This window comes from Streptomyces gilvus (assembly GCF_022513565.1).
GTDB classification, from domain to species: domain Bacteria; phylum Actinomycetota; class Actinomycetes; order Streptomycetales; family Streptomycetaceae; genus Streptomyces; species Streptomyces gilvus.
Genome location: NZ_JAKWBE010000020.1, coordinates 98948 through 123768, shown reverse-complemented (window position 1 = coordinate 123768; position 24821 = coordinate 98948). Strand labels below are relative to the sequence as shown.

General features: G+C 71.5%; 25 protein-coding genes and 1 riboswitch. Of the genes, 13 read left to right on the top strand and 12 right to left on the bottom strand.

All coding sequences use genetic code 11. The features are described 5' to 3' along the window. The first annotated feature begins 145 nt into the window (after positions 1 to 145). The 4 genes from MKW14_RS27470 to MKW14_RS27455 all read left to right on the top strand — a co-directional run bounded on the left by MKW14_RS27470 (position 146) and on the right by MKW14_RS27455 (position 3983). The gene (locus tag MKW14_RS27470; RefSeq protein WP_240866570.1) at positions 146 to 874 is read left to right on the top strand and encodes a lysophospholipid acyltransferase family protein; all 729 of its coding nucleotides are present in this window, start codon (positions 146 to 148) and stop codon (positions 872 to 874) included. A 106-nt stretch (positions 875 to 980) separates the two neighbouring features. After that, entirely contained in the window at positions 981 to 2168 is a 1188-nt protein-coding gene (macS, locus tag MKW14_RS27465; protein ID WP_502628182.1) for a MacS family sensor histidine kinase, read from the top strand. Beyond that, positions 2168 to 2845, top strand: coding sequence for a response regulator (locus MKW14_RS27460; protein WP_240866568.1), 678 nt, complete (start codon positions 2168 to 2170; stop codon positions 2843 to 2845). Before macS ends, MKW14_RS27460 begins: the two co-directional genes overlap by 1 nt. A gap of 109 nt (positions 2846 to 2954) precedes the next feature. Further along, positions 2955 to 3983 (top strand): 6-phosphofructokinase, encoded by a 1029-nt coding sequence (locus tag MKW14_RS27455; RefSeq protein WP_240866565.1) that lies wholly within the window; start codon positions 2955 to 2957, stop codon positions 3981 to 3983. Between the two features lie 20 nt (positions 3984 to 4003). On the opposite strand, the gene MKW14_RS27450 is transcribed toward MKW14_RS27455, so the two are convergent. Together MKW14_RS27450 and MKW14_RS41600 are read right to left on the bottom strand one after the other, a co-directional pair. Next, a complete protein-coding gene (locus tag MKW14_RS27450) occupies positions 4004 to 5866 on the bottom strand; it encodes an anthranilate synthase family protein (RefSeq protein ID WP_240866563.1) in 1863 nt (620 codons plus the stop codon). Between the two features lie 114 nt (positions 5867 to 5980). Continuing rightward, on the bottom strand, positions 5981 to 6037 hold the full coding sequence (locus tag MKW14_RS41600; protein ID WP_078912442.1) for a trp operon leader peptide: 57 nt from the start codon (positions 6035 to 6037) through the stop codon (positions 5981 to 5983). 96 nt (positions 6038 to 6133) lie between these two features. Between MKW14_RS41600 and MKW14_RS27445 the strand changes: the two genes are divergently transcribed. Further along, on the top strand, positions 6134 to 7486 hold the full coding sequence (locus MKW14_RS27445; RefSeq protein WP_240866561.1) for a class II 3-deoxy-7-phosphoheptulonate synthase: 1353 nt from the start codon (positions 6134 to 6136) through the stop codon (positions 7484 to 7486). Positions 7487 to 7620: 134 nt separating this feature from the next. Continuing rightward, on the top strand, positions 7621 to 7863 hold the full coding sequence (locus MKW14_RS27440; protein ID WP_240866558.1) for a (2Fe-2S)-binding protein: 243 nt from the start codon (positions 7621 to 7623) through the stop codon (positions 7861 to 7863). Positions 7864 to 7878: 15 nt separating this feature from the next. Here MKW14_RS27440 and bfr read toward each other — a convergent pair whose 3' ends face one another. Beyond that, positions 7879 to 8358 (bottom strand): bacterioferritin, encoded by a 480-nt coding sequence (bfr, locus tag MKW14_RS27435; RefSeq protein WP_133042876.1) that lies wholly within the window; start codon positions 8356 to 8358, stop codon positions 7879 to 7881. Positions 8359 to 8532: 174 nt separating this feature from the next. Between bfr and MKW14_RS27430 the strand changes: the two genes are divergently transcribed. Continuing rightward, positions 8533 to 9180 (top strand): sulfite oxidase-like oxidoreductase, encoded by a 648-nt coding sequence (locus MKW14_RS27430; protein WP_240866556.1) that lies wholly within the window; start codon positions 8533 to 8535, stop codon positions 9178 to 9180. Between the two features lie 13 nt (positions 9181 to 9193). On the opposite strand, the gene MKW14_RS27425 is transcribed toward MKW14_RS27430, so the two are convergent. The 6 genes from MKW14_RS27425 to thiO form a co-directional block, all read right to left on the bottom strand. Next, positions 9194 to 9727 (bottom strand): DUF4396 domain-containing protein, encoded by a 534-nt coding sequence (locus MKW14_RS27425; RefSeq protein ID WP_374116602.1) that lies wholly within the window; start codon positions 9725 to 9727, stop codon positions 9194 to 9196. Positions 9728 to 9804: 77 nt separating this feature from the next. Further along, positions 9805 to 10683: a deoxyribonuclease IV gene (locus MKW14_RS27420; protein ID WP_240866554.1), complete on the bottom strand. Its 879-nt coding sequence runs from the start codon at positions 10681 to 10683 to the stop codon at positions 9805 to 9807. Between the two features lie 34 nt (positions 10684 to 10717). Next, complete coding sequence (pknB, locus tag MKW14_RS27415; RefSeq protein WP_240866550.1) at positions 10718 to 12646, bottom strand: Stk1 family PASTA domain-containing Ser/Thr kinase; 1929 nt, start codon at positions 12644 to 12646, stop codon at positions 10718 to 10720. A gap of 118 nt (positions 12647 to 12764) precedes the next feature. After that, entirely contained in the window at positions 12765 to 13559 is a 795-nt protein-coding gene (locus MKW14_RS27410; protein ID WP_240866547.1) for a thiazole synthase, read from the bottom strand. 3 nt (positions 13560 to 13562) lie between these two features. Further along, entirely contained in the window at positions 13563 to 13763 is a 201-nt protein-coding gene (gene thiS / locus MKW14_RS27405; RefSeq protein ID WP_240866542.1) for a sulfur carrier protein ThiS, read from the bottom strand. Continuing rightward, a complete protein-coding gene (gene thiO / locus MKW14_RS27400) occupies positions 13760 to 14914 on the bottom strand; it encodes a glycine oxidase ThiO (RefSeq protein ID WP_240866538.1) in 1155 nt (384 codons plus the stop codon). Before thiO ends, thiS begins: the two co-directional genes overlap by 4 nt. Further along, positions 14912 to 15023, bottom strand: a riboswitch (TPP riboswitch). It overlaps the preceding gene by 3 nt. A 53-nt stretch (positions 15024 to 15076) precedes the next feature. Here thiO and MKW14_RS27395 point away from each other — a divergent pair. The 6 genes from MKW14_RS27395 to MKW14_RS27370 all read left to right on the top strand — a co-directional run bounded on the left by MKW14_RS27395 (position 15077) and on the right by MKW14_RS27370 (position 20039). Beyond that, positions 15077 to 15427: an avidin-fold protein gene (locus MKW14_RS27395; protein WP_240866535.1), complete on the top strand. Its 351-nt coding sequence runs from the start codon at positions 15077 to 15079 to the stop codon at positions 15425 to 15427. A gap of 31 nt (positions 15428 to 15458) precedes the next feature. After that, entirely contained in the window at positions 15459 to 16688 is a 1230-nt protein-coding gene (locus MKW14_RS27390; RefSeq protein WP_240866533.1) for an NAD(P)/FAD-dependent oxidoreductase, read from the top strand. 65 nt (positions 16689 to 16753) lie between these two features. Further along, on the top strand, positions 16754 to 17125 hold the full coding sequence (locus MKW14_RS27385) for an Rv2175c family DNA-binding protein (protein WP_133042867.1): 372 nt from the start codon (positions 16754 to 16756) through the stop codon (positions 17123 to 17125). Between the two features lie 150 nt (positions 17126 to 17275). Next, positions 17276 to 17932, top strand: a complete 657-nt coding sequence (gene thiE, locus MKW14_RS27380; protein WP_240866531.1) for a thiamine phosphate synthase — start codon at positions 17276 to 17278, stop codon at positions 17930 to 17932. A gap of 134 nt (positions 17933 to 18066) precedes the next feature. Then, positions 18067 to 18990 (top strand): methylenetetrahydrofolate reductase [NAD(P)H], encoded by a 924-nt coding sequence (gene metF, locus MKW14_RS27375; protein WP_240866529.1) that lies wholly within the window; start codon positions 18067 to 18069, stop codon positions 18988 to 18990. A gap of 56 nt (positions 18991 to 19046) precedes the next feature. After that, entirely contained in the window at positions 19047 to 20039 is a 993-nt protein-coding gene (locus MKW14_RS27370; protein ID WP_240866526.1) for an SCO2102 family sporulation regulator, read from the top strand. A 27-nt stretch (positions 20040 to 20066) separates the two neighbouring features. On the opposite strand, the gene MKW14_RS27365 is transcribed toward MKW14_RS27370, so the two are convergent. From MKW14_RS27365 to MKW14_RS27355, 3 genes are all read right to left on the bottom strand, one after another. Beyond that, entirely contained in the window at positions 20067 to 21575 is a 1509-nt protein-coding gene (locus tag MKW14_RS27365) for a phytoene desaturase family protein (RefSeq protein ID WP_240866524.1), read from the bottom strand. A 472-nt stretch (positions 21576 to 22047) separates the two neighbouring features. Beyond that, on the bottom strand, positions 22048 to 22677 hold the full coding sequence (locus MKW14_RS27360) for a TetR/AcrR family transcriptional regulator (RefSeq protein ID WP_240866522.1): 630 nt from the start codon (positions 22675 to 22677) through the stop codon (positions 22048 to 22050). A gap of 47 nt (positions 22678 to 22724) precedes the next feature. Beyond that, positions 22725 to 24809: a YhgE/Pip family protein gene (locus MKW14_RS27355; protein ID WP_240866520.1), complete on the bottom strand. Its 2085-nt coding sequence runs from the start codon at positions 24807 to 24809 to the stop codon at positions 22725 to 22727. Between the last annotated feature and the right edge of the window lie 12 nt (positions 24810 to 24821).

The following is a 24821-nucleotide window of genomic DNA, read 5'->3' as shown; positions in this document are numbered from 1 at the left end:
TTCATGAGAGTGACGTGAAGTCCAGATGTGCTTCACCGTACGCGACGGCACTGACACCGACCAGGGCCGTCGGCTCCTTTGCGCGCGGGGCGGGTTAAGGTCTGATCGACGACAAACAGGAGGCACTCGGTTGTTGTACGGCGCGATGAAGGTCGCTATCGGGGGACCGCTGAAGGTCACCTTCAGGCCCTGGGTGGAGGGCCTGGAGAACGTGCCCGCCGAGGGGGCGGCGATCCTGGCGAGCAACCACCTGTCCTTCTCGGACTCGTTCTTCCTGCCCGCGGTCCTCGACCGCAAGGTGACCTTCATCGCGAAGGCCGAGTACTTCACCACGCCCGGTGTGAAGGGCCGTCTGACGGCCGCCTTCTTCAAGGGCGTCGGCCAGCTCCCGGTGGACCGCTCCGGCGCGCGCGGCGCGGGCGAGGCCGCCATCAGGAGCGGCCTGGAAGTGCTGGAGCGCGGTGAGCTGTTCGGGATCTACCCGGAGGGCACGCGCTCGCCCGACGGCCGCCTCTACCGGGGCAAGCCCGGCGGCCTCGCGCGCGTGGCGCTCGCCTCCGGCGCCCCGGTCGTCCCGGTCGCGATGATCGACACGGAGAAGATCCAGCCGCCGGGCAAGGTCATGCCCAAGATCATGCGTCCCGGCATCCGCATCGGCAGGGCCCTCGACTTCAGCCGCTACCAGGGCATGGAGCACGACCGTTTCGTGCTGCGGGCGGTGACCGACGAGGTCATGTACGAGATCATGAAGCTCTCCGGCCAGGAGTACGTCGACATATACGCCACCGCCGCCAAGCGGCAGATAGCGGAGGCGGCGAAGGCCGAGAAGGAACAGGCCAAGGAACAGGCCAAGAAGGACAAGTCCGGGGCATAGGCTCCTGGCTGTGGGGGTGGGGGAGTTGGCCAAGCGTGAGCGCGAGGGAGCCGCAGGGCGCGCACCGGCTGCGGCGCCCGGTGGCGGACGAGTCCAAAGGCAACGCGTGCTGAAGATGTCCGTGGAGCAGCCCCTGTGGCGGGCGCTCAGCGCGTACCGGGTGCTCACCATGCTGTACGCGGTCGGTCTGTTCGCCACCGCCTACGACGAGTACGACCGTCCCGGCATCGCCATCGTCTACTACTGCGTCCTGTTCGTCTGGACCCTCGCCACCCTGCCCCGCGTGCAGAACGCGGCCGCCTGCACCAAGCGCTTCCTCGCCGTCGACCTCGCCGTCGCCCTCACCGGCATCCTGCTGACCCCGCTGGCCGCCGACGACGCGCACATCCACAGCGGCGGTCCCACCCTGCCGTCGATATGGACCGCCGGATCGGTTCTCGCCTACGCCATCAAGGGCGGCTGGCGCTGGGCCGCCTTCGCCTCCACCCCGGTCGCCGTCGCCAACCTCATCGAGCGCGGCGCCCCGGCCCGCGACACCGTCCACAACGTCATCCTGGTCTGGGTCGCCTCCATCGCCATCGGTTACGTCGTCGAGGTGGCCCGCGCCTCCGAGCGCACCCTCGCCCGCGCCCTGGAGATCGAGGCAGCGACGAGGGAGCGGGAGCGGCTCGCCCGGGACATCCACGACGGGGTCCTGCAGGTGCTGGCCATGGTGCAGCGCCGGGGCCTGGTCATCGGCGGTGAGGCGGCGGAACTGGGCCGGATGGCGGGCGAGCAGGAGGTCGCCCTGCGCACCCTGGTCTCCGGCGGGCTGCTCCCGGTCTCCCGGGTCTCCGAGGGCGCGGCCGAGGGCGCGGTCGTACGCGCCGTGGACGAACCCGACGAGGACGGCCTCGTCGATCTGCGGACCCTCCTCGCGCCGTACGCGGCCGCCAGGGTCAGCTTCGCCGAGCCCGGCGCGCCGGTGCCGCTGCCGCCGGCCGCCGCGCGGGAACTGGCCGCGGCCGTCGGCGCCTGCCTGGACAACGTCCGCCGGCACGCGGGCGAGGACGCGCGCGCGTGGATCCTCGTCGAGGACGAACCCGGCGAGATCGTGGTGACCGTACGGGACGACGGTCCCGGCATCCCCGAGGGGCGGCTCGCCCAGGCCGAGGGGGAGGGGCGGCTCGGGGTCGCCCTGTCGATCCGCGGCCGACTGCGCGACCTCGGCGGCAGCGCCGAGCTGATCTCGGTGCCCGGGCAGGGCACGGAGGTCGAACTGAAGGTACCCAAGAGCGTGAAGGCGGAGCGGTGATGAGTGAGCGGCAGGGCCCGATCAAGGTCATGGTGGTCGACGACCACCCCATGTGGCGCGACGCCGTCGCCCGCGACCTGACCGAGTCCGGCTTCGACGTCGTCGCCACCGCAGGGGACGGCGACCAGGCCGTGCGCCGCGCCAAGGCCGCCGGTCCCGACGTCCTCGTCCTGGACCTCAACCTGCCCGCCAAGCCCGGTGTCCAGGTCTGCAAGGAACTCGTCGGCCACAACCCGGCGTTGCGGGTCCTCGTGCTGTCCGCGAGCGGCGAGCACGCCGACGTCCTGGAGGCCGTGAAGTCCGGAGCGACCGGCTATCTGCTGAAGTCGGCGTCCACGGAGGAACTGCTGGACGCGGTGCGCCGTACCGCCGTCGGCGACCCGGTGTTCACGCCGGGCCTGGCCGGACTGGTCCTCGGCGAGTACCGGCGCCTCGCCTCCGAACCGGCGCCCGCCCCCGGCACCGACGAGCCGGGTGCGCCGCAACTCACCGACCGGGAGACCGAGGTGCTGCGCCTGGTCGCCAAGGGCCTGAGCTACAAGCAGATCGCCGAACGCCTGGTCATCTCCCACCGCACGGTCCAGAACCACGTCCAGAACACCCTCGGCAAGCTCCAGCTGCACAACCGGGTGGAACTCGTCCGGTACGCCATAGAGCGCGGACTTGACGACGAGTAAACCAACCGCCCGCTGATTCACCGGAATTGCCGGTCCCGCCCATCCCTCTGTGACGTGGATCACCATTAGCGTGGCTGTCACCAGGCAACCGCGGCGAAGGGACATTTCCATGCGGGTCGGAGTACTGACCGGAGGCGGCGACTGCCCCGGGCTCAACGCCGTCATCCGGGGCGTCGTCCGCAAGGGCGTGCAGGAGTACGGCTACGACTTCGTCGGCTTCCGGGACGGCTGGCGAGGACCTCTGGAGGGCGACACCGTCCGCCTCGACATCCCCGCCGTGCGCGGCATCCTGCCCCGCGGCGGCACCATCCTCGGCTCCTCGCGCACCAATCCCCTCAAGCAGGACAACGGCATCCGGCGCATCAAGGAGAACCTCGCCAAGCTGGAGGTCGACGCGCTCATCGCGATCGGCGGCGAGGACACCCTCGGCGTCGCCGCCCGCCTCACCGACGAGTACGGCGTCCCGGTCGTCGGCGTGCCGAAGACCATCGACAACGACCTGTCCGCCACCGACTACACCTTCGGCTTCGACACCGCCGTCGGCATCGCCACCGAGGCCATCGACCGCCTGCACACCACCGCCGAGTCCCATATGCGGGTCCTGGTCTGCGAGGTGATGGGCCGTCACGCCGGCTGGATCGCCCTGCACTCCGGTCTCGCGGGCGGCGCCAACGTCATCCTCATCCCGGAGCAGCGCTTCGACCTGGACCAGGTGTGCGCCTGGATCACCTCCCGTTTCAAGGCCTCGTACGCCCCGATCGTGGTCGTCGCCGAGGGCGCCATGCCCAAGGACGGCGACATGGTCCTCAAGGACCAGTCGCTGGACTCCTTCGGGCATGTGCGCCTGTCCGGCGTCGGCGAGTGGCTGGCCAAGGAGATCGAGAAGCGCACCGGCAAGGAGGCCCGCACCACCGTGCTCGGGCACATCCAGCGCGGCGGCACCCCGAGCGCCTTCGACCGCTGGCTCGCCACCCGCTTCGGCCTGCACGCCATCGAGGCCGTCCGCGACGGCGACTTCGGCAAGATGGTCGCCCTGCGCGGCACGGACATCGTCCGCGTCCCGATCGGGGAGGCCACGGCCAAACTCAAGACCGTGGACCCGACGCTGTACGAGGAGGTCGGCGTCTTCTTCGGCTGATTCGGCCGACGTCCGCCGGGTCAGGACAACGTGCTCGTGCCGCGCAGCCGGCCGACGAGGTCCCGTACGAGCACCGCCCCGTTCAGCGTCAGGACCGACTCCGGGTGGAACTGCACCCCCGCGAAACCCGGGCCGCGCACGGCGTGCACCTCGCCGTTGCCGGCCCGGCTCACCTCGACGCCGTGCGCGGCCAGTTCCTCCGCCACCTCGTCGTCGCAGCGCGCCACGAAGCTGTTGTAGAAGCCGACGGTCTCCTCCCGCCCGAACAGATCGATCGTGGTCTGCGCGCCCTGGTAGGGCACTTCCTTCCGTACGATCTCCAGCCCCAGCTCGGCCGCGATCAGCTCGTGCCCGAGGCAGACGCCGAGGACGCCGTGCCGGTGGCCCCGGATCACCTCGGCGGTCAGCTCCCGCAGGAAGCGCATCTTGGGGTCCGCCAGGTCGGCGGGGTCACCGGGCCCCGGGCCCAGCACGACCGGTCCCTCGTGCGCGAGAACGGCTGCCCGCAGGCCCGGCTCGTCGTAGCGCCGGACGGTGACCTCCAGCCCGCCCGAGCGCAGTACGTGCGCGAGCATCGCCGTGAAGGTGTCCTCGCCGTCGACGACCAGGGCATGACCGGTCAACTCCTCGGCCCGCTCCTGCATCCGCAGCCAGAAGGGGGCGAGCGAGGCCCGGCGGCCGTCGAGCGCGGCACGCACGCGTGGGTCGTCGGCGAGACGTACGCGCGCGTGCGTGCCGCGCGGCCGTGACGGACGTACGCCCAGAGCCGCCAGCACCCCGGCCGCCTTGGCGTGGGTCTCGGCGACCTCGCTCGCCGGGTCGGAGCCGCGGACCAGGGTGGCGCCGACCGGCACGCGCAGACGGCCGGCCGCGTCGATGTCGGCGGTGCGGATCAGGATGGGGGAGTCGAGGGTCTGGGCGCCGCCGGAGTCGTGGCCGAGCAGCGCGAGCGCGCCCGCGTAGTAGCCGCGCCCGCCGACCTCGTGGCGCTCGATGACCCGGCAGGCGTTCTGCACGGGGGAGCCGGTGACGGTGGCCGCGAACATGGTCTCCTTGAGCACCTCGCGCACGTCCAGCGAGGACTTCCCGCGCAACTCGTACTCCGTGTGCGCGAGATGGGCCATCTCCTTCAGCCGCGGGCCGATCACCACCCCGCCCATGTCGCCGACCGTGCACATCATCTTGAGCTCCTCGTCGACGACCATCGACAGCTCCTCGATCTCCTTGCCGTCGGCGAGGAAGGACAGCAGATGCTCCGGCGTCGGGCCCTCGGCGGGATAGCGGTAGGTCCCGCTGATCGGGTTCATGACGACCGTGCCGCCGGTCATCCGCACATGCACCTCCGGGCTGGCGCCGACCAGCGTGCGGTCCCCGGTGTGCACCACGAACGTCCAGTAAGCGCCCCGCTCGCCCTCCAGCAGCCGGCGGAACAGCGCGAGCGCGTCGGCGCGGGAGAACCCCGGGATCTCCCCCTCGTACGTCCGCCGGATCACGAAGTTGGCGCCCTCGCCCCGCCCGATCTCCTCCCGCAGCACCCGCCCGACGATCTCGCCGTACTCCGCGTCGCCGACGTCGAACCCGCCGCGCTCGACACGGACGTCGTGGGCGGGGAGCTGCGCCAGCGCGTCCCGCAGCGGCAGGGTGTGCGTCTCCTCGGGCGTCAGCACCGCGAGCGGCGTCCCGTCGTCACGCACGTCGAAGCCCCGCTCGCGGATCTGGCGGAAGGGGACCAGCGCGAGCCCCTCGCCGGGAAGGTCGGCGAGGCGGTCGTACGACGTGACCGGGCCGAGCAGCAGCTCCACGGTGTTCTCGTCGTGGCCCGGCGTGCGGCGGCGCAGCAGGGCGAAGGGGCGGGGGTCGTCGAGCAGGTCGAGCAGCTGCATGGGTCCGGTTCCTTCTCGCTGGAGGATTCACTGGGAATCGCTGGGAGGAACGGACCCCGGAAACACCGAAGGCCGCCCCTCGGGCGGCCTTCGCGAAGTCTTGCGTACGCGCAGTCAGTGGGCCGCCGGATGAGCGGTCCACCACCAGTTCTGGGTCGAAAGCGCGAACATGCGACGCACCCTACCCCATGTCCGCTCCTTGTACCCCGTGTCTCATTTGCTGGGCATGGCACGGGAGCCATGACACGACCCCGTAATGTTGAGGTCGTGACCGTGAACGCTAAGTCCAGCGCGAGTGCTGGCAACACCTGGCGAGATCTGCCCGCGGCGCAGCAGCCCGAGTACCCCGACCTTGAGGCTCTGCGCGCAGCCGTTGCGGACCTCGAGTCGTATCCGCCGCTCGTCTTCGCGGGCGAGTGCGACCAGCTGCGCGCCCGGATGGCGGCCGTCGCCAAGGGAGAGGCGTTCCTCCTCCAGGGCGGCGACTGCGCCGAGGCCTTCGACGCGGTGTCCGCCGACCACATCCGCAACAAGCTGAAGACGCTGTTGCAGATGGGTGCCGTGCTGACGTACGCCGCCTCGGTGCCGGTCGTGAAGGTCGGCCGGATCGCCGGCCAGTACTCCAAGCCGCGCTCCAAGCCCACCGAGACCCGCGACGGCGTGACGCTGCCGACCTACCGCGGCGACTCCGTCAACGGCTTCGACTTCACCGAGGCCGCCCGCGTCCCGGACCCGGAGCGGCTGAAGCGGATGTACCACGCGTCGGCCTCGACGCTGAACCTGGTGCGCGCCTTCACCACCGGCGGCTACGCCGACCTGCGCCAGGTGCACGCCTGGAACCAGGACTTCGTGAAGTCGTCCCCCTCCGGCCAGCGCTACGAGCAGCTCGCCCGGGAGATCGACAACGCGCTGAACTTCATGCGGGCCTGCGGCACCGACCCGGAGGAGTTCAAGACGGTCGAGTTCTACTCCTCGCACGAGGCGCTGCTGCTGGACTACGAGTCGGCGCTCACCCGCGTCGACTCCCGCACCGGACACCTGTACGACGTCTCCGCGCACATGGTGTGGATCGGCGAGCGCACCCGGCAGCTGGACCACGCGCACATCGAGTTCGCCTCTCGGATCCGCAACCCGATCGGCATCAAGCTCGGCCCGACGACGACGGCCGAGGACGCGCTGCAGTACATCGAGCGTCTCGACCCCGACCGTGAGCCCGGCCGGCTGACCTTCATCGTCCGCATGGGCGCCGACAAGGTCCGCGACAAGCTGCCCGAGCTGGTCGAGAAGGTCACCGCCTCCGGTGCCACCGTGGCCTGGGTGACCGACCCGATGCACGGCAACACCTTCGAGGCGGCCTCCGGGCACAAGACCCGCCGCTTCGACGACGTGCTGGACGAGGTCAAGGGCTTCTTCGAGGTCCACAAGGGTCTCGGCACCCACCCGGGCGGCATCCACGTGGAGCTCACCGGCGACGACGTCACCGAGTGCGTGGGCGGCGGCGACGAGATCTTCGTCGACGACCTGCACCAGCGCTACGAGACGGCCTGCGACCCCCGGCTCAACCGCAGCCAGTCGCTGGACCTGGCGTTCCTCGTCGCCGAGATGTACAGGGACCAGTGACGGGAGCACCTGTTACCGGGACATGAAGTGGGGCGCGGATCACATACGATCCGCGCCCCACCCCACTTTTGGGGGACTCCCACGGCGGGTAAGGTTAGGTTCACCTAATCGTTTGTGGTGGGAGGTGAGTCCGCGTGTACGTGTGCAGCTGCTTCGGCGTGACCGAGGCACAGGTCAAGCAGCACGTGGACGACGGCGCCTGTACGCCCCGCCAGATAGCCTCCGCCTGCAAGGCCGGCACGGACTGCGGATCGTGCGTCCGCCGTATCCAGGCGATCCTCGGCCGTGGCGCCTGTCCGCGGCGCGAGGCGGCGGACCAGGGCCGTCCGGTGCTCACGGCCGTCGCGGACCTCGACGTCCTCGACGAAGCGGCCTAGCTGCCGACCACATGCTCAGCTCTCCGGCTGCTCGATCAGCTGTGCGATGTAAAGGGCCTCGCCGAGCTTCTCCACCAGTTCCAGCTGGGTGTCGAGATAGTCGATGTGGTGCTCCTCGTCCTCCAGGATCGACTCGAAGATGTTCGCGGACGTGATGTCGCCCTTGTCGCGCATCACCTTGATGCCGCGCCGCAGCCGGTCGATCGCCTCGACCTCGATCTGCCGGTCCGCCTCGAACATCTCCTTGACGGTCTGTCCCACGCGCACATGGAAGAGCCGCTGGTAGTTCGGGAGTCCCTCCAGGAAGAGGATCCGGTCGGTGAGCACTTCGGCGTGCTTCATCTCGTCGAACGACTCGTGGCGGGTGTACTTCGCGAGCTTCGTCCAGCCGAAGTTCTCCTGCATCTTCGCGTGCAGGAAGTATTGGTTGATCGCGGTCAGCTCGCCGGTGAGCTGCTCGTTGAGGAATTCGATGACCTCGGGGTCGCCCTGCATCGCAGAGGCTCCTTCCAACCGGGGGAACAGGCAGGTTGGGCCGCATGATTGCACCGGCAACGATGATCGTCCAGTAAGTCTTCACTTAGTGAGTAAGTACATGCTTGGTCGCAGTTGCCCGTTTTTGGGCGGGCCCGGTCGGGCGCACCCTTCGCGGTCTGTCAGGATGGAGGCATGGGTCAGCCGGTGGAGCGTGAATCGGGCGCGCGCGAGTCAGGAGCAGCAGGTCAGCCCGAGCTTCCGCCGGGGCAGCGGCTGCAGCGCGGCTGGCCGGTCACGCATTACGGCCCCGTCCCCAAGTTCCGCCCGGAGCGCTGGGAGTTCCGGGTCTTCGGCGCCACCGCGGACGGCGAGAAGCGCTGCTGGACCCACGAGGAGTTCACGGCGCTGCCGTACACCAGCGTCGTCGCCGATCTGCACTGCGTCACGAAGTTCAGCATGCTCGGCGCCGAATGGGGCGGGATCCCGGCCCGTACGGTCCTGGAAATGGCCCCGCCCGCGCCGGCCGTCACCCATGTGATGGTGTGGGCGGAGTACGGCTTCAGCTCCAACCTCCGCCTCGCGGACTTCGCGTCGGACCGCACCCTCTTCGCCACCCACAAGGACGGCGAACTCCTCACCGCGGAACACGGCTTCCCGCTGCGCCTGGTGGTCCCCCATCTCTACGCCTGGAAGGGCCCCAAGTGGGTGCGCGGTGTGGAGTACATGACCGCCGACCGCCGGGGCTTCTGGGAGGAGCGCGGCTACCACAACATCGGCGACCCCTGGAAGGAACAGCGCTACTCCTACCAGGAGGAGCCCGGGGAGGGCCCCGAGCTCTGAGGCCCGGTACCCCTCAGTGGTACTGGTGAACCACCGCGTGCCCCTTGCCGCGGCCGATCGTCCACTTGTTGACCGGCGTGGTCACCACGAAGGCGATCACCAGCGAGAGCGCCAGCGAACCCCAGAACAGCAGATCCCCGAGTTCGGCGTCCATCGCGTCCGGCCACAGCACGATCACGCCGTTGTCGATCAGCTCCATTACCGCGATCGACAGGGTGTCCGCGGCCAGTGCCACCCGGATGGCGGCACGGAGACCGAGGCCGGCCCTCAGTACCCCGCGCAGGGTGAGCGAGTAGCCGAAGAAGAAGGCCAGGACGATCGCCAGCAGCGTCGTCGGGAGATTGCCCCAGCCGAACGCGGTGCCGATGACCATGCCCAGCACCTCGCCGATGGCGCAGCCGGTGAGGCAGTGCAGGGTGGCCTGCGCGGCCATGGCCCAGGTGGCGGCCGGCTGGTGGTGCGCGTGGGTCTCGCCCTGGTGCTGCGCGTGCGTCTCGGGGTGGTGCGTTCCGGGCTCGTGGTGGTGTGCGTGCGCCTCGTGCTGCATGACTGCCCCCAACGTCAGGTAACGGTTCCTGCACCGAGCAGGAACCGTATACCCCCTGGGGGTATTCCTCAAGGGTTTCAGGAATCGCGGAGTTTCTTCAGCCGCTCCACGTCCGCCGCGTGTCCCTCCTTGCCGCCGGGGGTCTCGATGACCAGCGGGACGCCGTCGGTGGCGGGGTGGGTCATCAGGGCGCGGAAGGGGTCCTCGCCGATGTGACCGGCGCCGATGTTCTCGTGGCGGTCCTTGTGCGCGCCGACGACGTCCTTGGAGTCGTTGGCGTGGATCAGCTTCAGACGGCCCTCGCCCACCGTGTCCACCAGCAGGTCGAGCGTCTGGTGCATCCCGCTCGGCCCGGTCAGGTCGTGCCCTGCCGCGAAGATGTGACAGGTGTCCAGACAGACCCCGAGCTTCGGGTGGGCGTCCAGCGCCTCGAAGTACGGCCCGAAGTCCCAGGTGCGGGAGCACAGCGAGGCGCCCTGTCCGGCCGTCGACTCCAGCAGCAGGAAGGGGTCGTCGTCGTGCGTCAGCTCGTCCAGCAGCGGCAGCATGTGCTCGCGCACCTGCTTCAGGGCCACGGCACGCTCCCGCCCGCCGGTCGCGCTGCCGGTGTGCACGACCACGCCGAGCGCCCCGATCTCCCGTCCCCGCCGCAGGGAGTGCCGCAGCGACTCCACCGACTTCTCCACCGTCGCCTCGGTGTGCGAACCGAAGTTGATCAGGTACGGCGCGTGCACGTACGCCGGGATCGACTCGGCCGCGCACACCGCCCGGAACTCCTCGTCCTGCCGGGGGTTGCCGGCGGGCGTGGCCCAGCCTCGCGGGTTGGCGACGAAGACCTGCACGGTCTCGGCCTTCAGATCGTGCGCGTAGGTCAGGCCGACGGAGTGGAGCCCGCCGGCCACCGGGACATGGCCGCCGACGGGGTTGCGGGAGGGGAAGGGGGACTGGCTCTTCACCCGTTCAGGGTGTCATGCGCGTGCCCGTGCTCCGTCACCGGATCTTGATGGTGATCGTCGACCCCTTGGGCGCCGTCCGGCCGCCCTGAACCGACTGGTCCTTGACCGTGTCGCCGAACAGCCCGAGCAGGCCGCGGTCCTCCTGGACCTTGAAGCCCTTGTCCTCGAGCGCCTTCTTCGCGTCGTCCACGCTGTCGCCCGTGACGTCCGGGACCTCGACCATCTCCGGGCCCTTGGACAGCGTCAGCGTCACCGTGTCGCCGTCGGCGGCCTGGCTGTCGCCCTGCGGTGTCTGCGCGGCCACCTGGCCCTTGTCGAACTCCGAGTTGACCTGCTGGTCGGCGACCTGGACCTGCAGACCCGCGTCCTGCAGATCGGACCGGGCGTCCTCCAGGCTCTCGCCGGTGACGTCCGGGACGTCGACCGGGCTGCCCTTGCTGACGGTCAGCGCGACCGCCGCGCCCGCGTGCCGCTTCGTGCCCCCGCCCGGATCCGTCGAGACCACGAAACCCTTGGGGACGTCGTCGCTGAACGTCCGGTCGACCATGCCCGGCTCCAGCCCGTCCCGCTTCAGCAGCGACTGTGCCTTGTCCAGCCGGTAGCCCGCGAGATCGGGCACCTTCACGGTCTCCGGACCGTCCGACACGGTGATGGACACGACCCCGTTGTCCCGGATGCGGGTGCCGGGCTCGGGGTCCGAGGTGATGACCGTGCCCCGCTTAACCGTGTCGCTGTAGGCGTGCTTGACCTTCCCCAGGCCCAGCCCGGCATGGCTCAGCTGCCGCTCCGCCTGCGCCCGGGTCTTCGCCAGCACCGGCGGGACCTTCGTGAACTGGCCGGAGTTGATGTACCACACGCCCGTGCCGACCCCGAGGATCAGCAGGACGGCCACGACGATGGCCAGCGGCCCGCGTCGGCTCCGCGCGCCCCGGCGGGGCGGCAGCGGCGGAGGGCTCTCCAGCCGGCTGGTGCGGTGCAGCTCGGGCCCCGCGCCCTCGCCGCCGGCGGGCATCGGGTGCGGTGTCGTCAGCGCGCGCGGGATGACGCTCGTACGGTCCTCGGAGATGTCCCGGTGCTCTGCCGCCAGCGCCCGCGGCGGCATCGCGTCCAGTTGTCCGGCGTCGAGCCGGGCACGCGCCTCACGGGCCAGCGCGAGCATGGCCACCGCGTCGTAGGGACGCAGTTCGGCAGTGCGCGCGGTGGCCGCCGCGACCAGCTCGTCCAGTTCGTACGGAAGTCCCGGGACGGCCGCCGACGGGGGCGGGACGTCCTCGTGGAGGTGCTTGTAGAGGACCGTGGCGGGGGAGTCACCGTCGTGCGGGCGGTCGCCGGTCAGCATCTCGTACAGCACGACACCGCACGCGTACACGTCGACGCGCGGCTCGGCCGTGCCGTGCTCGATCTGCTCCGGCGCCAGGTAGGAGACGGTGCCGAGGACGGTGCCGGTGGTGTTGGTGACCGTGTCCACGGACCGCACCAGCCCGAAGTCGGCGACCTTGACCCGGCCGTCGTCCCCGATGAGCACGTTCTCCGGCTTCATGTCCCGGTGCACGAACCCGGCCCGGTGCGCGGCGCCGAGCGCGGCCAGCACCGGCTCCAGGATGTCCAGGGCGGCGCGCGGCTGCAGCGCCCCGCGCTCGCGCAGCACGTCACGCAGGGTGCACCCGGCGACGTACTCCATGGCGAGATAGACGTACGACCCGTCGGTGCCCTGGTCGAAGACCTGCACCACGTTCGGGTGGGCCAGACGGGCGACCGACTTCGCCTCCCGGATGAACCGCTCGACGAAGGAGCCGTCGGCCGCGAGCGCGGGGTGCATCACCTTCAGCGCGAGCACACGGTCCAGGCGGGTGTCCAGGGCCCGGTAGACCGTGGCCATCCCGCCGACCGCGATCCGCGCGTCCACGCGGTAGCGCCCGTCGAGCACCTGCCCGACCAGAGGGTCCTGAAGGGTCGTATCCACGCAGGTGAGTGTACGAGCCGTGACTGACAGGGCCGCTGGTTCGGGTGCGATCGGGGCGTTACTGCAGCCGAGCTGTGACGGACCTCGCACCGGCGTCCGGATCAGTTCGAACGTCCGTTCAGAAGGCGGGGCGCTCCGGATCCAGCCGGGCGAGCCCCTCCACCGGGGAGGACGCCTGCGCGAAGTGCCGGCGCGGGATCCGCCCCGCGAGCCGCGCCAGCCGGCCCGCCTCCACCGCGTGTTTCATCGCCTCGGCCATCAGCTGCGGCTCCTGCGCCCGCGTCACCGCCGAGGCGAGCATCACGCCCGCGCACCCCAGCTCCATCGCCAGCGCCGCGTCCGAGGCCGTACCGGCGCCCGCGTCCAGGATCACCGGTACGCGCGCGTGCTCGACGATCAGCTGGAAGTTGTGCGGATTGCGGATGCCGAGCCCGGAGCCGATGGGGGAGCCGAGCGGCATGACCGCCGCGCAGCCGACGTCCTCCAGGCGGCGGGCGAGCACCGGGTCGTCATTGGTGTACGGCAGCACGGTGAAGCCGTCGTCGACGAGGGTCTCGGCGGCGTCCAGCAGCTCGACCGGGTCCGGCAGCAGGGTGCGCTCGTCGGCGATCACCTCGAGTTTGACCAGGTCGGTGCCGAGGGCCTCGCGCGCGAGGCGGGCCGTGAGCACGGCCTCTGAGGCGGTGAAGCAGCCCGCCGTGTTCGGCAGCACGCGGATGCCGAGCCTCTCCAGGACGGACAGCACCGAACCGTGCACCGAGGGGTCCACCCGGCGCATCGCGACCGTCGTCAGCTCCGTGCCGGACGCCACCAGCGCCCGCTCCAGCACCTCCAGGCTGGGAGCGCCGCCGGTGCCCATGATCAGGCGGGACGAGAAGGACGTACCGCCGATGACAAGAGGGTCGTCGGCCATGGGTCAGCCTCCTTGGACGGCGCTGAGGACCTCGACGCGGTCCCCCTCGCAGAGGGACGTCGACGGCCACTGCGCGCGCGGGACGACGGTTTCGTTGAGGGCGGCGGCCACACCGGAGGGCGCCGGGGTGAGGGTCTTGACGACGGTGTCGAGAGCCGTGCCGGGGGCGAACTCGCGCGGCTCTCCGTTCACGGAGACGTTCATGCGGGCTGCTCCACGCGCGTAAAGCGCCTCGGGGTGAACGGACGGGCCTCGTCGGGAAGTTCACCGGTGGTCAGGACGTGCGCGATCGCGTCGCCGGTGACCGGCGTGAGCAACACGCCGTTGCGGTAGTGGCCGGTGGCCAGGAGCAGCCCCGGCAGCTGCGTCGGGCCGAGCAGCGGCGCGTTGTCGGGGGAGCCGGGGCGCAATCCCGCGCGGGTCTCCGTCAGCGGCAGTTCGGTGATGCCGGGGACCAGCTCGTGGGCGTCGCGCAGCAGTTCGTACACGCCGCCCGCGGTGACCGTGGTGTCCCAGCCCAGCTCCTCGCTGGTCGCGCCGACGACCAGCTCGCCGTTCTCGCGCGGCACCAGGTAGACGCTGCTGCCGCGCACCACGGCGCGCACGGTGCGGCTCAGGAACGGCGCGTACCGCTTCGGCACGGTCAGCCGCAGCACCTGGCCCTTCACGGGCCGTACGGGAGGCAGCACGTCGTCCGGGACGCCCGGCAGCCGTCCGCTGAGGCTGCCGGCGGCCAGCACGACCTGGCCCGCGCCCAGCTCGGTGCCGTCGGCCGTGGTGACGCCGGCGGCCCGCTCGCCCGCGACCCTCAGGCGCTCGGCCCAGGCGCGGTGGAAGACCACGCCCGCGTGCTCGCACGCCGCCACCAGCGCGCGTGCCAGGCGGCGGGGGTCGATCTGATGGTCGCCGTCGACCCGGAGCCCCCCGCGCACGCCCGGCGCGAGCATCGGCTCCAGGCGCCGGCACTCGCGCCCCGACAACCACTCGGACTCCAGCCCCGACTGCCGCTGCAGGGCGTGCAGTTCGCGCAGGTGGGCGCGGTCGTCGGCGTCCAGGGCGACGGCGAGGGTGCCGCACCGGCGGTAACCGAGGTCGTCCCCGGTGAGCTCGCCGAGCTCGGCCGCGAAGTCCGGATACCTGCGTGCCGACTCCAGGTTGAGGCCGAGCAGGGTCTGCTCGCCGTAGTGCAGTTCGGTGACCGCGGCCAGCATCCCGGCGGCCACCTGGGCGGCCCCGCCGCCCGGCTCCGGGTCGACCAGGGCGGTCGCGAACCCGCGCTGCGCGGCCCGCCAGGCCGTGACCAGGCCGATGATCCCGCCCCCGACGACGAGGACGTCTGACGTACGTGACGGCATGGGCGTCCAGCCCCTCCCTTCGCCGGCATGACCCGGATCAGGTTCGTACGGTCGGAGGCCGCCAGCCTCCCTCTCAGCCCGGTGCGTCCGGGCTCCCGCGAGTGCTTGTACGGTGGCCACCCTAGCCCGACCCGCCAAGCCTCTGTAAGGGAGCCTCCCGCCGTGTCCCGCTCGCTGGACGGCCTCGTCCTCGCCCCCGTCGCCGACCAGGCCCCAGGTCAGGTGGGTACCAGGACCCGCTTCACGTACCACGAACAGGACGGCGAGATCTGGGCCGAGTACGCGGGCGGCGACGTCGTACGCGGGCATCTGGTGGGTACCCGGTCGGGGGACCGGCTCGACTTCCGGTACGTGCAGCTCAAGCACGACGGGACGACGTCCTCGGGGCACTGCGTGTCCACGGTCGTCGCACTGCCCGACGGCCGGGTGCGGCTGGAGGAGACCTGGGAGTGGGAGTCGCAGCCGGGCCGCGGGACCAGTGTTGTGGAGCAGGTCACGGAACCGGGCCACTGACTGACGGATCGTCAGTGTCTATGGTGATCAGGTGAGCGAGCAGACGACGCAGTCGCAGCGACGGGTGGTCGTGGTCGGCGCGGGCATGGCCGGTGTGCAGACCGCCGTCGCCCTGCGCGAACAGGGCTTCGGGGGCACCGTCACCCTGATCGGCGCCGAGCCCCACCAGCCCTACGACCGCCCGCCGCTGTCGAAGGCCGTCCTGCTCGGCAAGTCGGAGGGCTCCGCCTTCGACGTCGACTTCGAGGCGCTCGGCATCGAACTCCTGCTGGGACGCGAGGCGCTCGGCGTGCGCCCGGACGACCACGAACTGGACACCGAGGCCGGGCCCGTCCCGTACGACGTCCTGGTCCTCGCCACCGGCGCCGAACCCGTCCGCCTGCCGGGCGCCGAGGGCGTGCCCGGTGTTCACCTGCTGCGCACCCTGGACGACGCCGAGCGGCTGCGTCCGGTGCTCGCCCGGCAGCACGACATCGTGGTCGTCGGCGCGGGCTGGATCGGCGCCGAGTTCGCCACCGCCGCGCGCGAGGCCGGCTGCTCGGTGACCGTCGTGGAGGCCGCCGACCGGCCGCTGGCCGGCGCGCTGCCCGCCGAGGTGGCCGCCCCGATGGCCGCCTGGTACGAGGACGCCGGCGCCGTACTGCGCACCCACGCGCGCGTGGAGCGCGTCGAACCCGGCGAGGTCGTCCTCGACGACGGCTCGCGGCTGCCCGCGGGTGCCGTGGTGGTCGGCATCGGCGCCCGCCCCGCCACCGGCTGGCTCACCGGCTCCGGCATCGAACTCGGCGCCCACCACGAGATCGTGGCCGACGCGTACCTGCGCACCTCCGCGCCCGACGTCCACGCCGTCGGCGACTGCGCCTCCTTCCCCTCGGGCCGGTACGGCGAGCGCCTGCTCGTCCACCACTGGGACAACGCCCTCCAGGGCCCGCGCACGGTCGCCGCGAACATCATCGCCGCGGCCACCGGGGCGCCGCCCGCCGTCTACGACCCCGTGCCGTACTTCTGGTCCGAGCAGTTCGGCCGCTTCGTCCAGTACGCCGGCCACCACACCTCCGCCGACACCACCCTGTGGCGCGGCGACCCCTCGGGCCCGTCCTGGTCTGTGTGCTGGCTGCGCGAGACCCGTCTGATCGCCCTGCTGGCCGTGGGCAGGCCCCGGGACCTGGCCCAGGGCCGACGGCTGATCGAGGCGGCCACACCGATGGACCCCGCCCTCCTCGCCGACCCGACCCGCCCGCTCAAGGCCGCCACGGCCTAGCCTTTCGGCCCTGGTCGGACGGCCCCGACTTCCGACTGTCAGTCCTGGATGGCACGCTTAATCCCGTGACCGAGATTGACGCAAAGATCGATGCTCTCGTCCCCGCCTGGCTCACCCTGCCCGACATCGCCGAGATGCTCGGCGTCGAGGTGACGCGTGTCCGGCAGCTGGTCAAGGAGGGCCAGCTCATCGCCGTACGCCGAGGTGAGAACCGCGCACTGCACGTCCCCGCCGCCTTCATCGACGGGGCCGAGCAGAAGGTCGTCAAGGGCCTGTCCGGGACCCTGACGCTCCTGCGGGACGACGGCTTCTCCGACGAGGAGATGCTCGAGTGGCTCTTCACCCCCGACGAGAGCCTGCCCGGCACCCCCGCTCAGGCCCTGAGCGAGAATCGCGGCACGGAGGTGAAGCGCCGGGCCCAGGCGCTCGCCGTCTGATCCGAACAGCCTGATCATCCGAACACCGTCCGGCGTACGGGCCGGGCCCGCCCGGGCCACGGCCGTGGCACACCGCGGCCCGCGGCAGCCACGGCCGCGGGCACGCCCCGTCCCGTACGCCGGCCTGGAACGACACCGGGGGACCCTCGCATGTCCATCGCCGCCACCACCGCCCGCGCCCGGCTCGCCGACGCCCGCGTCTACCTGTGCACGGACGCCCGCAGGCGCCAGGGTGACCTCCCCGAGTTCCTGGACGCCGTGCTGGCCGGCGGGGTCGACATCGTCCAGCTGCGTGACAAGGGCATGGAGGCGGCCGAGGAGCTGGAGCACCTGAAGGTCTTCGCCGAGGCCTGCGCCCGGCACGGTCGGCTGCTGGCGGTCAACGACCGCGCGGACGTCGCCCACGCGGCCGCGGCGGACGTGCTCCACCTCGGCCAGGGGGACCTGCCGGTGCCCGCCGCCCGCGCGATCCTCGGCGACGACGTCCTCATCGGCCGCTCCACCCACGCGGAGGCGGAGGCCGAGGCGGCCGCCGTCCAGGACGGCGTCGACTACTTCTGCACCGGCCCCTGCTGGCCCACCCCCACCAAACCCGGACGGCACGCCCCCGGCCTCGGTCTGGTCCGGCACACCGCCGCCCTCGGCACCGACCGCCCCTGGTTCGCCATCGGCGGGATCGACCTCGGCAACCTCGACGAGGTGCTGGAGGCCGGCGCCCGCCGGGTCGTGGTGGTCCGCGCGATCACCGAGGCGGACGATCCGGGCGCCGCGGCGGCGGAGTTCGCCAAGCGACTGCGGCAACCGTGACGGGCGGTGTCCGGCCCGTACGTCTGGTCCCCGCGTCCCGCCCGGGTGTCCAAGGGGTGGACAGCAGGGTGGCAATTCGGGCAAATTCCCGGGACTCGGTTGGGGGACCGCGCCCCCCTGGTTAACCTGCGGGTATGGCCCTCGGAACCGCATCCACCAGGACGGACCGCGCACGCACTGTGCGTGACATGCTCGCCACGGGCAGGACGACGTACTCCTTCGAGTTCTCGGCACCCAAGACGCCCAAGGGCGAGCGCAGTCTGTGGAGTGCGCTCCGGAGGGTCGAGGCGGTCGCCCCGGACTTCGTCTCCGTGACGTACGGCGCCGGCGGCTCCACCCGCGCGGGCACCGTCAAGGAGACCCAGCAGATCGTCGCGGACACCACCCTCACCCCGGTCGCCCACCTCACCGCGGTCAACCACTCCATCGCCGAACTGCGCAACATCATCGGCCAGTACGCCGACGCCGGGATCCGCAACATCCTCGCCGTGCGCGGCGACCCGCCCGGCGACCCCATGGGCGAGTGGGTGCCGCACCCGCACGGCCTGACCTACGCCGCCGAACTCGTCCGGCTCATCAAGGAGTCGGGCGACTTCTGCGTCGGCGTGGCGGCCTTCCCGGAGATGCACCCGCGCTCCGCCGACTGGGACGCCGACGTGACGCGCTTCGTCGACAAGTGCCGGGCCGGCGCCGACTACGCCATCACGCAGATGTTCTTCCAGCCCGAGTCGTATCTGCGGCTGCGCGACCGGGTCGCGACGGCGGGCTGCGAGACCCCGGTCATCCCCGAGGTGATGCCGGTGACGAGTGTGAGGATGCTGGAGCGGTTGCCACAGCTCAGCAACGCCCACATCCCGTCCGCCCTGAAAGAGCGGATCCTCACAGCAGAAGACGATCCGGCCGCTGTACGCTCCATTGGTATCGAATTCGCCACGGAGTTCTGCGCGCGGTTGCTCGCCGAGGGAGTGCCCGGACTGCACTTCATCACGCTCAACAACTCCACGGCGTCGCTGGAAATCTACGAGAACCTGGGCCTGCACCACTCCCCGCAGGCCTAGACCGGCCGCACGGGTATACGACACACTGCGTAGCGGTCACTGGGAGAGGGGCGTACATGGGCTGGACGGTCCTCTACATCGCGTTCGGCATCGTCGCGCTGTGGCTGCTGGGTGAGGTGCTGCTGCAGTACAAGGCGCGCCTGCGCTGGCGGCTGCTCGCGTTCGTCGGCTTCCTCGGCGTGGTCGTCGGGGTGCTGATGGGGTCGGTGGTCGTCATCGGCCTGGGCGCGGCCGCGTTCGCGGTCGGGCAGACGTACGTCACCCTGTCCTTCCGCCGTGGCTTCTCGGCCGGCTGGGCGGTCAAGCGCCCCGAGGGCGAGGGCGATCTGCTCGGCGTCACCAGCAAGCGCCGCCGCGGCAAGGCGGACCGCGAGGACCCGGCCCTCGAGGTCTCCGACCTGGAGTCGGCCGCCACGGACGCCGGGTACGGCGAGGGGCGCCCCTACGCCCAGGACGGCGCGTCCTTCGGCGCGGACGACGACTACGACCGCGACGACGTCTTCACCCCCGCGCGTTCCCCCCAGCCCACGGCCGCCGAGTCCACCATGGTGTACGAGCCGCAGCCCCTGGAGGAGGACACCGGCTCCTACGGCGTATACGGCGGCGACTCCGGCTACCCGGCGGGCGACCCGTCCCACGCGAACGCCAGCCAGTCCCAGGACCAGTACGCGACGGCCGCCCAGGGCGCCGACCAGACCTACGGGTACGACTACTCCGGCTACAACCAGCAGCAGTACGGCTACGACGCCGGCGGCCAGCAGCAGTACGCGGCCTACTCCGACCCGTACATCGGCACCCAGACCTACGGCGGCGGCTACGACGCCTCGTACGGCCAGTACGACCAGCAGGGGTACACGCAGGACCAGTACGGCACCGGCACGTACGGCACCGAGACCCCCTCCGGCGGGGTGTGGGTCCCGCAGCAGCGCACGGACGAGACGTACGGCGGCGAGCTCCCGCAGGAGCAGCAGTACCCCTACCAGGGCGACGGCCAGGGCCAGAACCAGGGTCACGGCACCGGCTACGACGAGCAGCAGTACCGGTTCTGAGCCTTCCTCAGCCCTGGACCGGACCCCTCACTGGGACCCCCGGAACTCCGCCCCCTCCACGATCAGCCCGGCCACGAGCGCACCCGACATCCCGGCATGGGCGAGCCCACCACCGGGGTGCGACCAGCCGCCGACGCTGAACAGACCGGGGACGGCGGTGGTGTTGGCGGGATGCAGGGTGCCTTCCCCACCGGCGAGCGAGGGCGGGGGCACGGCACCGCCCTCGGCGCCCGTCTCCTGTCCGGTGTGCACGGGAGTGCGGACCTCCCGCCACAGCGTCCGCCGGCGCAGTTCCGGCACCGCGCGCTCGGCGGCGGCCACCATCCGGTCCGCGAAGGCGTCGGCGGCGCCGGGCGCGGCCCAGTCGTACTCCGCGGCGGAGGGCACCGTCGCCGTCAGGACCACCGACTCGTGATCGGCGTCCGGGCGAAGGGCGGGGTCATCCGGGCGGTCGACGCGGACCGTCGGCCGGTCGGGCGTGTGCCCGTGCCGGAACAGGTCGAGTTCGCCCTCGGCGTCGTCGGAGTGCACCACCGTGCGGTGCACCGCCCCCGACTCCCGCGCGCCGCGCAGCGCGAGGCACACCACCACGCGGCCGGGGTGCCGGTCCTCGGCGTGGGGTGCGAGGTCCTTCGTGCCGTACGGCTCCCGCCCCCGTACAAGCCCGCGCATGCGCCACGGGCCCGCCCCGACGACGGTGTCCGCCTCCGCCACCGTCCCGTCGGCCAGCTCGATCCCGGCCGCCCGGCCGTCCTTGTCCAGTACCCGGGTGACCTCCGCGCCGAAGACGAACTCGACCTTCCGCGCGACGCACCGCTCGTACACCGCACGGGCCAACTCCCTCACGCCACCGCGCACATACCAGGTACCGAACGCGTGCTCCATGTACGGCAGCACCGCCGCGCTCGCCGGAGCGGTGCCGGGGTCCACACCGTGCGCGAGGGCGTAACCGTCCAACAGCGCGGCCAGACGCGGATCGCGCAGCTCCCACGCCCCGATCTCCGCCAGGGTCGACGCCCGCCGGGTCCGCAGCAGCTTCTTGTGCGGTACCGCCGGATAGGGCTCGCGTTCCGCCAGCACCTGCCAGTTCGGCCACAGGGGCTCCTCCAGCAGGGGCCTGCGGGTGCGGTCCCAGGCCTCCCGGGCCCGCACCAGGAAGTCGCCCCAGCGCTGTCCGGCCCCCGCGCCCAGCGCCTCGTCCAGGGCCGCGACCACGCCCGCGCGTGAGGCGTTCGGCAGGGACACCGCCGTGCCGTCCGCGAACACGTGCCGTGACGACGGATCGACCTGGACCAGCTCGACGCGGTCCTCCAGTGGCTCCTTGCCCGTCTTGAGGAACAGGTCGCGGTACACGGCGGGCAGCGTCAGCAGCCCGGGCCCGGTGTCGAAACCGAACCCGTCCCGCTCGAACCGGCGCACCGCACCGCCGTACGTCTCCGTACGCTCGTACACCGTCACCCGGTGGCCCGCCACGGCCAGCCGGGCGGCGGCCGCCATCGCGCCCATCCCGGCGCCGATCACCGCGATCCGTCCCATGCCCGCGACTTTAGCGATCGCCACTGACAGTCACCGAACCGGCCAGAGGGAGTACGGACACGGGGGCGATCGTAACCAGTGGGCAACACGGCGTCCTGGGGGTGAGCGCGCAGAACTGAGTATCCGTACCTAGTGAGTGAGATGAGTACGCGCGCGGATGGGGCCCGACCTGCGTGAACGAGAAAGTGGTGACACGGAGAAGGGGCGCGGCTCCGGCACCGGCGACACGGGGCGCCGGAACGGAGCGGCCCGCGATCCGCTCCTTCCGCCGGCGGTGGTCGGCGGGAGCGAGGCACGGGGGAACCCGGGGGAACGACCACGACGGGGGTCCCAACGGGGGGAACGGGGGAGAAGAGAGAACGGGGGAGCACGAGAAGGCGCCGGTTCGAGGTGGCCCGCGGGGGACGCGGCCAGAGCGGACCGGCGCTTTCGTGTGCTCGGCGGTGCCGTTCGGCTCCGCGGTGCCGTCGGTTCAGCGGTGGCCGCTGACCCGACCCTGCAGCAGCCGGGACAGCGCCGCGTGGACATCGTCCAGGGAGCGCTCGGGCTGGAAGGACTGCCAGTCCAGGGCGGCCACCAGCACCATGCCGACCAGCGCCGACGCGGTAAGCGGCACATCGATCTCGTCGCTGAACTCGCCGTTCTCCACACCTTCGCGCAGAACGTCCTCCACCACGGCGACGGCCTGCTGCCGCACCACCATCAGCGTGGACTGCCAGGCCCGGTTGGTGCGCCACAGCTCGGCCACGTACAGCTGGGTGAAGGCCGGGTAGCGGTCGATGAAGACGAGACCCGCCCGGATCATCGCGTCCAGGGCGTCGACCTTGCTGCCGCCGTCCCTGGCCGTCTTCTCCGCCGCCTCCCGCAGGGAGGCGGTGAGCAGGCCCACCCCGTGCCGCAGCAGCTCCTCGAAGAGGACCGACTTGCTCGCGAAGTTGTAGTAGACGGTGCCCTTCGCGACCCCGGCCCGCTCGGCGATCTCGTCGACCGTCGTGGCGGAGAAGCCCTGCTCCGCGATGAGCGTGACGGCGGCCTCGTAGAGCTTCTGCCGGGTGGCCTCGCGGCGCGTGCCGCCCCCCGACGTGGTGCTGCTGCTTTCCATGGCCCCGATTGTCACAGGTACGCGCCCGTGCAGGGCCTTCTTCCCGATCACAGGCTCAGCTCCGGGTGCAGCCGGTCCACCGTCCACACCTGGCGGCGGCGGGCCGACACCGCGGTCAGCGCGAGGGCGCCCGCGGTGAAGCCGACGAGCACCACGCACGCGTGCCACACCGGTCCGAGGCCGCCGCCCGTGATGAGCCGCCTGAGCGCCTCCACGACGTAGCTCATCGGCAGGAACGGATGGATGGCGTTGAAGAAGCCCGGGCTGGTCTCCACGGGGTACGTGCCGCCGGCCGAGGTCAGCTGGAGCATCAGCAACGCGAGGACGAGGATTCTGCCCGCGGGGCCGAAGCGGGCGTTGAGCCACTGGACGATCGCCGCGAAACAGGCCGCCACCAGGAACAGGAAGCCGATCGTGCCGGCCGCCCGCAGCATCTCAAGGCCGATCGCCCAGTGCAGGACGTCCATCAGCGCGCTCACCTGCAGCACCCCGACCGCGACGACCGGCAGCCAGCCGGCGAAGGCGATCCGCCACGCGGACGAGCCCACGCCCAGGGCACGCCGGTTGAGCGGCGGGATCAGCATGTACGCCACCATCGCGCCCACCCACAGCGACAACGGGATGAAGTACGGGGCGAATCCGGTGCCGTAGTTGGGCGCCTTGTGCAGGTCGTGGGAGGCCAGGCGGACGGGGTCGGCCATGACGCCGGTGCGTTCGTCGCGGTCCTTCTTGTCGTAGTCGGGGATCTTCCCGGCGCCGTCGTGCAGTCCACCGGCGAGCTTCTGGGAGCCGTCCGCCAGCCGGTACATCCCGCCGCTCAGCGTCTCGGCGCCCGACTCGGCGGTGCCCAGGCCCGCGTCCAGCTCGTCCGCTCCCGTACGGGCCGTGCCGAGCCCGGAGTGCAGCTTCCTCGCGCCCGCGGCGACCTGGTGGGCGCCGGCGTTGAGCTTGTTGATCTGCTTGACAGCCGTGTTGACGTCCTCGTAGAGGTGTGGGGCGCGCTCGGAGAGGGCGCGGGCCTGCTGCTGGAGGGTGCCGAGGTCGGCCCTCATCGTCTTCAGGTCGCCGTCCTGGTCGGCGACGAGGGTGTTGAGGTCGTCGGCGACGGCTGCCACGTCGTCGGCCGCCTGCCGGGCCTTCTTCAGGTCGGGACAGGCCGGGTCGGGCAGCGGGGCGCTCCGGCAGCGGGTCCTGTAGACGTCGTCCAGGACGGCGGCGGAGGCGTGTGCGGTCTTCGCCGCGCCCGGCGCGAGTTTCACGAGGACGTCCAGGTTGTCCTTGACCGTCCCCGCCGAGTCGGCGACCAGCCGGGCCGTGTCGCCGATGGTCTTCTCGTTGTCCTTCAGGAACGGGCCGGCCTTCGCGTAGACCCCGTCGACCCGGTCGGCGAGCGTCTGGGTGCCGTCGGCGACCTGCTGCGAGCCGTCCTGGAGGGCGCCCGCCCCGGAGTCGAGCTTCTTCAGCCCCGTGGCGAGCCTGCCGCTGCCGCTCTTGGCCTCCTTGAGCCCGTCGGCGAGGTCCTGGGAGCCCTTCTCCGCCTTTCCGATGCCGCCGTGGAGCGTGTCGGCCCCCTTCGCGGCCGCCACGGTCTTGTCGTGGATGTCGGAGAACGAGACGAAGATCCGGTCCAGGAAGGTGCGCGACGCCTTGGTGGACGCGGCCGAGCGGACCTCGTTGAAGACGGTGCGGGAGATCTGCCCGACGATGTAGTTGTTCGCGTCGTTCGTACGCACCTGCAGCGCACCGGTCTGCGGGGAGTCGCCCGAACTGGAGGCGATCCGCTCGCTGAAGTCGGCGGGCAGGGTCAGCGACAGGTAGTACGTGCCGTTCTCCAGCCCTCTGCGGGCCTGGGCGTCGCTCACCTCGTGCCACTCGAAGGTGTCGCTCTCCCGCAGCCCGTCGACGATGTCGTCGCCCGCGGTGACCTTCTTGCCGTCGGCGGTCGCCCCCTTGTCGTCGTTGACGAGCGCCACGGGGACGCGGTCCAGGCGGCCGTAGGGGTCCCAGAACGACCACAGGTACAGCGCGCCGTACAGCAGCGGCAGCACCAGGAGCGCAACGAGTGCGGCCCTCGGCAGCCGACCGCGGCGGAAGCGCCTCAGTTCCAGGGCGGCGAGCCTTGGCGAGCGCATCGGCCTTCTCCT

Coding starts and splice junctions, on each gene's coding strand:
- MKW14_RS27410 (WP_240866547.1), bottom strand. CDS start 13,559: ATGGCCGACGACCCTCTTGTCATCGGCGGTACGTCCTTCTCGTCCCGC.
- MKW14_RS27365 (WP_240866524.1), bottom strand. CDS start 21,575: ATGGGACGGATCGCGGTGATCGGCGCCGGGATGGGCGCGATGGCGGCC.
- MKW14_RS27355 (WP_240866520.1), bottom strand. CDS start 24,809: ATGCGCTCGCCAAGGCTCGCCGCCCTGGAACTGAGGCGCTTCCGCCGC.
- MKW14_RS27460 (WP_240866568.1), top strand. CDS start 2,168: ATGAGTGAGCGGCAGGGCCCGATCAAGGTCATGGTGGTCGACGACCAC.
- thiO (WP_240866538.1), bottom strand. CDS start 14,914: ATGCCGTCACGTACGTCAGACGTCCTCGTCGTCGGGGGCGGGATCATC.
- thiE (WP_240866531.1), top strand. CDS start 17,276: ATGTCCATCGCCGCCACCACCGCCCGCGCCCGGCTCGCCGACGCCCGC.
- bfr (WP_133042876.1), bottom strand. CDS start 8,358: ATGCAGGGCGACCCCGAGGTCATCGAATTCCTCAACGAGCAGCTCACC.
- MKW14_RS27360 (WP_240866522.1), bottom strand. CDS start 22,677: ATGGAAAGCAGCAGCACCACGTCGGGGGGCGGCACGCGCCGCGAGGCC.
- MKW14_RS27450 (WP_240866563.1), bottom strand. CDS start 5,866: ATGCAGCTGCTCGACCTGCTCGACGACCCCCGCCCCTTCGCCCTGCTG.
- MKW14_RS27370 (WP_240866526.1), top strand. CDS start 19,047: ATGGGCTGGACGGTCCTCTACATCGCGTTCGGCATCGTCGCGCTGTGG.
- MKW14_RS27430 (WP_240866556.1), top strand. CDS start 8,533: ATGGGTCAGCCGGTGGAGCGTGAATCGGGCGCGCGCGAGTCAGGAGCA.
- metF (WP_240866529.1), top strand. CDS start 18,067: ATGGCCCTCGGAACCGCATCCACCAGGACGGACCGCGCACGCACTGTG.
- MKW14_RS27470 (WP_240866570.1), top strand. CDS start 146: ATGAAGGTCGCTATCGGGGGACCGCTGAAGGTCACCTTCAGGCCCTGG.
- thiS (WP_240866542.1), bottom strand. CDS start 13,763: ATGAACGTCTCCGTGAACGGAGAGCCGCGCGAGTTCGCCCCCGGCACG.
- MKW14_RS27425 (WP_374116602.1), bottom strand. CDS start 9,727: ATGCAGCACGAGGCGCACGCACACCACCACGAGCCCGGAACGCACCAC.
- MKW14_RS27455 (WP_240866565.1), top strand. CDS start 2,955: ATGCGGGTCGGAGTACTGACCGGAGGCGGCGACTGCCCCGGGCTCAAC.